Consider the following 3601-nt stretch of genomic DNA (forward strand, 5'->3'; position numbering starts at 1 on the left):
GTGCTCATCCGCGTGCACGCAGCCAGCGTCAACGCGCTGGACACGAAGATCCGGCGTGGCGAGTTCAAGGCGGTCCTGCCGTATCGCCTGCCGCTGATTCTGGGCAACGACCTGGCCGGTACGGTGGAGCGTGTGGGCGCGGGCGTTTCCCAGTTCAAACCGGGCGATGAGGTATATGCACGTCCCGACGATGATCGCATCGGCACGTTCGCCGAGTTCATCGCGGTCAACGCGGGCTCTGTGGCGCCAAAGCCCGGCAACCTCAGCATGGTGGAGGCCGCCTCGCTGCCGCTGGTCGCACTGACCGCGTGGCAGACGCTTGTGGAAACCGCACAGCTGAAGCCAGGACAGAAGGTCTTCATCCAGGCGGGCTCCGGCGGCGTCGGCACCGTGGCCATCCAATTGGCCAAACATCTGGGAGCCTTCGTGGCGACCACGACCAGCACGGCCAATGTCGCATGGGTGAAGGAGCTGGGCGCGGATGTCGTCATCGATTACAAGCGGCAAGATTTCGCCTCGGAACTCCGCGACTACGATGTGGTGCTCAACAGCCTGGGCAAGGATGAACTGGAGCGCTCTCTGAAGATCCTCAAGCCGGGCGGACATCTCATCTCCATTTCGGGTCCGCCCACGCCCGCCTTTGCGACAACGCGCGGGCTCGCCTGGCCGCTCAAGCAGGTCATGCGTCTGCTCAGCCGTGGCATCCGCAGGAAGGCCAAGCAGAAGGGAGTGACGTATACCTTCGTCTTCATGCGAGCCGATGGGGCGCAATTGAGCACCATCACATCGCTTGTCGAATCCGGCGCGATCGCACCGATCATTGACCGGGTGTTTCCGTTCCAGGACACCCAAGGCGCGTTGGCTTATGTGGAGAGCGGGCGGGCGAAGGGCAAAGTGGTGGTGGAGCTGTAAAGCCGGGGCAGCTCAGGCGCGCGCTATATCATCTTCGCCTTGCGCCGTACGTTCAGGAGCAACGCTTCCTACCCCTTGCCAGACAGCGTGCCGAACGCATCAATGAGCTCGGCACGCTGGTTGGTTTCCGCGAAGAGAAACGCGATCGTGGCATCCTGCATGTTCGTGCAGGAGAACAACGATGCGGGCGACGGGACATCTTCTTGCAGCAACGGCTGTCACGCTGAAGGTCGGCGTGGTGTTCTGGGTACTGGTGGCCTGGCGGACGCCAGGTGGCGAGCCTTGGGACGCGCCTGCATTCTGGACCGTCGTCTATCCCATCGCACTGGGCATCGCCGCCGTTCTAGGCGCCTGTTTTCCCCGGCGGGCGTGGCTTTGGGGACTGTTGCTCATGGTGCTGCAGGTGCCGGTGGTGGCCGTGGTCTCGGGCTTTGGCCCGTTGTTGCTGGCCGGACTGGTATATGCACTGGTGCTGGCATTGCCTGCGATGGTCGTCGCGGCGGCGGCAGGGGCGCTGCGCCGTCGCCTGCGTGGCAGGGTCTGAAAGCTCAGCGCCTCGCCGGCTGCCACCCTGCTCGCATTGCATCCCCGGGGCTGCAGAACATGCGCTCGCCGCGACTCAGATCGATGCTGGTGCGCTCGTAGTCCCGCTGGCCGGGCACGTGGTAGATCTTCTTGCCCTGGCGGGAGATGTTGCCCTTGATGCGGCATCCGCCCGGCGCCGGCTGCGCGGCCACCGGGGCTTGTCGTACCGTCTGGTCACGCTTGCTGCGACGAAAGTCAGCTGGCATCTGGAACGGCCCCTGCCAGAGGTTCCGCTGATGCTGGCGCGCGTCGGCTTCGTCTGCGATGAATGCCGTCGCGTATTGGCGATACGCGACCGCCCAGCCGGAGCGCACCATCCACCGATTGACCGACGTCCCTTGGACAAAGCACTCCGCCACCACCCTGCCGTAGCGGTCGGTGTCCTTGGGCTGGCAACGAATGGTCTTGTCCAGCAGATACGCGTCCAGCACGCCGGCGGACCGCCGGCCACAGGGCCAGGGACGTCCGTCTTTGGCGGTGCATTGCTGGGCGCTTTCCGGCGCATCGATGCCCCAGAGGCGGATGCGCTGCTTGGCCACGGTGAGGGTGTCCCCGTCCGTCACCGTCGCGCGGCCGACCAGCTCTGCTGCCACACCAGGAACCGACGCAGAAACCAGAAGCAACACCACCAAACCCTTCAACACAACAACGACATCCTCTAAGCGCATGCTCGGGTGCGAGCACCAATTCAAACGGGGTGCGACACTCTAGCGGAAGTGGTCGGATGTCGCCTAAATATGAAGCGCCGGACCTGCCGACAACGTCGCCGCGCTCACCCTGACACGGAACGCAATGAGCAGGCTGGCGAGCAGCATCACCGCCGCTGCAACGGTGAGAACAGCAACAATGCCCCCCAGCCCGAACACCAGACCGCCCAAGGCGGCCCCCGCCGCGATGGAGGACTGCACCGCGGCGACCACCATCCCGCCGGCACTCTCGGCCTGGTCAGGCACCGCACGCGCGACCCAGCTCGACCACGCAACCGGCACGCCACCGAAGGCCAGGCCCCACAGCGCGACCAGCATCGCCAGCCCGACAACGCCCACCGGCAACAGGACCATGCCCAGCGCGGCTACCCCAACCAAGGCAGGCATGATCACCAACGTGACTTTCAAGCTGCGCTCCATGAGCCAGCCGGCCAGTAGTGTGCCGACAAAGTTCGCCACGCCGAACCCGAGCAGAATCAGCGCCAGGCCATCGGCGCTCATCTGCCCCAGGCTCTCCAGCGTCGGGCGGATATAGGTGAAGAGCGAGTACTGACCGGTGTGCGCCAGAACGCAGCCCAACATGCCGACCGCAACGCCTGGCCGGCGCAGGAGTCCCACCACCGACTCTGGGGCTGCAGCCTTGCGCGGGGCCATTCGGGGCAGCGTGAACCACTGGAACGCAAACGTGAGTGCACCTACCGCCGTCGCCGCCCAGAAGGCGCTGCGCCAGCCCAGCAGCCCACCGAGGTAGCTCCCCAAGGGAACCGACACCACCGTGCCGACCGCAATGCCGCTGAAGATGATGGACAGTGCGCGAGGCACGCGCTGCGGCGGCACCAACCGCATGGCCACGGCCGCTGCCATGCTCCAGAAACCGCCCAGCGCGATGCCCAGAAGGACGCGCATCACCAGCAGGACGCCCATGCTGGACGACAATGCGACCAAGGCGTTGGAGAGGATCATCAGACCCGTGAAACTCAACAGCACCAAGCGCCTGTCCATCGAACGGGTCAGCCGGGGCACAAGCAGGCCGGCGAACAGGGCCACTACCGCGGTGACCGTCACAGCTTGACCCGCCAACGCCTCCGACACCTCCAGGTCCGCCGCCATTGGCGTCAACAGGCTGGCAGGCAGATATTCGGCCGTGAGCAGCCCGAAGACACCCATGGCCAGCGAAAACACGGCCACCCATGCCGATGACGACGGCTCCCCGCTATCCCGGGTCACAGAATCAGGCGCGACCGCGGTATCCACTACGTTATTGCTCATCAAAGATCCCAGTGCATTCGTGCAGCCGAGAGTCTAGGGAGGCATGGCAGGATGATCTATGATTGTCCGGCCTGTATTTTTGATCGAAACCCCGAGTCGTCTCCATGAGTCACGCCCCACACCTGCCC

General features: G+C 65.0%; 4 protein-coding genes. 2 read left to right on the top strand and 2 right to left on the bottom strand.

Annotated features, from left to right (window positions below; all coding sequences use genetic code 11):
* Together AB4Y84_RS16130 and AB4Y84_RS16135 are read left to right on the top strand one after the other, a co-directional pair.
* On the top strand, positions 1 to 912 hold a 912-nt coding region (locus tag AB4Y84_RS16130; protein WP_442250438.1), incomplete at its 5' end, for an NADP-dependent oxidoreductase.
* A gap of 181 nt (positions 913 to 1093) precedes the next feature.
* Positions 1094 to 1456: a hypothetical protein gene (locus AB4Y84_RS16135; RefSeq protein WP_442243564.1), complete on the top strand. Its 363-nt coding sequence runs from the start codon at positions 1094 to 1096 to the stop codon at positions 1454 to 1456.
* A 4-nt stretch (positions 1457 to 1460) separates the two neighbouring features.
* Here AB4Y84_RS16135 and AB4Y84_RS16140 read toward each other — a convergent pair whose 3' ends face one another.
* Entirely contained in the window at positions 1461 to 2165 is a 705-nt protein-coding gene (locus AB4Y84_RS16140; RefSeq protein ID WP_442243565.1) for a thermonuclease family protein, read from the bottom strand.
* 63 nt (positions 2166 to 2228) lie between these two features.
* Positions 2229 to 3473, bottom strand: coding sequence for an MFS transporter (locus AB4Y84_RS16145; RefSeq protein WP_442243566.1), 1245 nt, complete (start codon positions 3471 to 3473; stop codon positions 2229 to 2231).
* Positions 3474 to 3601: the final 128 nt, after the last annotated feature.

Source organism: Stenotrophomonas sp. 2YAF22, from assembly GCF_052114665.1.
GTDB lineage: Bacteria > Pseudomonadota > Gammaproteobacteria > Xanthomonadales > Xanthomonadaceae > Stenotrophomonas > Stenotrophomonas indicatrix.

Coding starts and splice junctions, on each gene's coding strand:
- AB4Y84_RS16135 (WP_442243564.1), top strand. CDS start 1,094: ATGCGGGCGACGGGACATCTTCTTGCAGCAACGGCTGTCACGCTGAAG.
- AB4Y84_RS16140 (WP_442243565.1), bottom strand. CDS start 2,165: ATGCGCTTAGAGGATGTCGTTGTTGTGTTGAAGGGTTTGGTGGTGTTG.
- AB4Y84_RS16145 (WP_442243566.1), bottom strand. CDS start 3,473: ATGAGCAATAACGTAGTGGATACCGCGGTCGCGCCTGATTCTGTGACC.